Genomic DNA, 2,291 nt, shown 5'->3' on the forward strand with positions numbered 1-2,291 from the left:
AGCGGCCGCGCACGCCGGGGAAATCGTTCTTGAAGGCGTCGACGATTTTCAGGCGCAGGGACTCGCGTGTCTTCAGGTCCTTCGGCAGCACCACAATCTGCGACACATTGGTCTGCGGGAAAATCTGGTCCAGCGGCAGGTAGAAGCGCGGGCTGCCGGTGCCGACGTAGCTGGTCACGCTTTCCACACCGTCCTGCTTGCGGATGAAGGCCTCAAACTTCTTCGCCTGCGCCTCGGTGGCCTTGAAAGCGGAACCTTCCGGCAACCATAGCTCGATCATCAGCTCGGGCCGGCTGGAATCCGGGAAGAATTGCTGCTCAATGAAACGGAAGCCCAGCAGGCCCAGCATAAATGCCGTCAGCGTCAGCAGGATGGTGGTCTTGCGCCACTCCACGCACCAGGTCACCAGCTTGCGAAAGCGCGTGTAGAACGGCGTGTCGAACAATTCATGATGACCGTCGGCATTGGCGGCCGGCTTGACCTTGAGCAGCAGCACGCCGATATACGGCGTGAACACCACCGCCACCAGCCACGAAATCAGCAAGGCCAGCGCATTGACCGAAAACATCGAAAACGTATACTCGCCCGCCGCCGATTTGGCCAGGCCGATCGGCAGGAAACCCGCCGCCGTGATCAGCGTGCCGGTCAGCATCGGGATCGCCGTCGAGGTGTAGGCGAAGGTAGCCGCATCGAAACGCGACAGGCCTTCTTCCATCTTGCGCACCATCATTTCCACCGCGATGATGGCGTCGTCGACCAAAAGCCCGAGCGCGATGATCAGCGCTCCCAGTGAAATCTTGTGCAGGTCGATGTCGAAGATGCGCATGAACAGGAAAGTCACCGCCAGCACCAGCGGGATCGTCAGCGCCACCACCAGCCCCGGCCGCACGTCGATGCGTAGCGGCCTGGTGTGCAGGCCGAGCGCGATGAAACTCACCGCCAGCACGATCAGCACCGCTTCGACCAGCGTATGGATGAATTCGCCGACCGAATCGGCGACGATTTTCGGCTGGTCGGACACGCGCTCCAGCTCGATGCCGACCGGCAGCTTGGTGCGCAGTTCATCGGACATCCTGTCGAGGTTGCGGCCCAGCGCAATGATGTCGCCGCCCTTTTCCATCGACACGCCGAGGCCGATCGCTTCCTTGCCGTTGAAACGCATCTTGGTCACCGGCGGATCGACGTACTCACGCTTGACCACGGCAAAATCGCCGAGCCGGAAGGTGGTGCCGTTGGCGCGCAACTGCATCTCTTCCAGCTCTTTCGGCGAATGGAAGGCGCCGCTCACGCGCACCTGCAAATTGTCGCCCGGCGTCACCAGCACGCCGGTGGATTCCAACGCATTCTGCGCCGCCAATTGATTGACAATGGCGTCGAATGGAACACCCAGTTGCGAAAATTTCTTTTGCGAGAACTCGATGAAAATCTTCTCGTCCTGCACGCCGAACAATTCCACTTTCGCCACCGAGGGCACGCGCAGCAATTGCTGCCCAGGCTCGCGCCCATGCGTTCGCCGCTGCGTGGGGAGAAGGGCTTGCGGATGCGTTCCCAGTCGGCTTCCGGAATGCCGGGGCCGTCGTCGATGACGCGTAGTTCGATTTGCGTCTCCTTGCGTTCCAGCTGCACGTGCAGGAAGCTGGCGGCGCCGTACTGGAGGGCATTGCCGAGCACGTTCTTGACCGCTTCGCGCAGGCTGATGGCATCGCCCATGATCAGGCAGGGCTGCTCCGGCGCTTCCATGGCGAGGTCGAGCAGACGCTCCTGATGCGACAGCATGTCGGCCATTTCCTGGCGCACCAGCTGGGCCAGGTCGACGCTTTCCGGTGCGGCGGTATCGCTGCGGTGCTGCACCATGGCATGGTTGATCAATTGATTGACCAGCGCGCCGAGTTGGCGGGTGCGGGTGCGCAGGCGGTCCAGATGATGGCGCCTGCCTTCGTCGTCATGTTGCGCCGACAGCAATTCCATCTGCGAAATCAACGCCGTCACCGGGGTGCGCAACTGATGCGCGGCGTCGCCGATCACGCGGCGCATGGTGGCGCGATGGATGGCCAGCCGCTGCATGAAGGCGTTGATCGAACTGACCAGCGCGTGCGTCTCGACCGGCACCGTGATCGATAATGGCGACAGGTCGTTGAGGTCGCGCTCGCGGATCGCCGCTTCGATTTTCTTGAGCGGCGACAGCGCCTGGTACAGCGTGAACATGGCGGCGACCAGCGTCAGCACTCCCATCGCCAGGATCACCAGCAGCGCGCGCGTGCGCGCGAAAGCCGTGCGGGTACCGGACCGCC

Annotated in this window: 1 protein-coding gene and 1 pseudogene; both read right to left on the bottom strand. The window is 62.5% G+C overall.

Features of this window, described 5'->3' with window-relative positions:
• Positions 1–1,429, bottom strand: a pseudogene (locus HLUSI_RS27750) (efflux RND transporter permease subunit); the annotation flags it as partial.
• The coding region (locus HLUSI_RS31450; protein ID WP_238533949.1) for a sensor histidine kinase at positions 1,315–2,291 on the bottom strand (977 nt) is incomplete at its 5' end. The pseudogene HLUSI_RS27750 and the gene HLUSI_RS31450, both read right to left, overlap by 115 nt.

It is taken from the genome of Herbaspirillum lusitanum P6-12 (genome assembly GCF_000256565.1).
GTDB classification, from domain to species: Bacteria; Pseudomonadota; Gammaproteobacteria; order Burkholderiales; family Burkholderiaceae_D; genus Herbaspirillum; species Herbaspirillum lusitanum.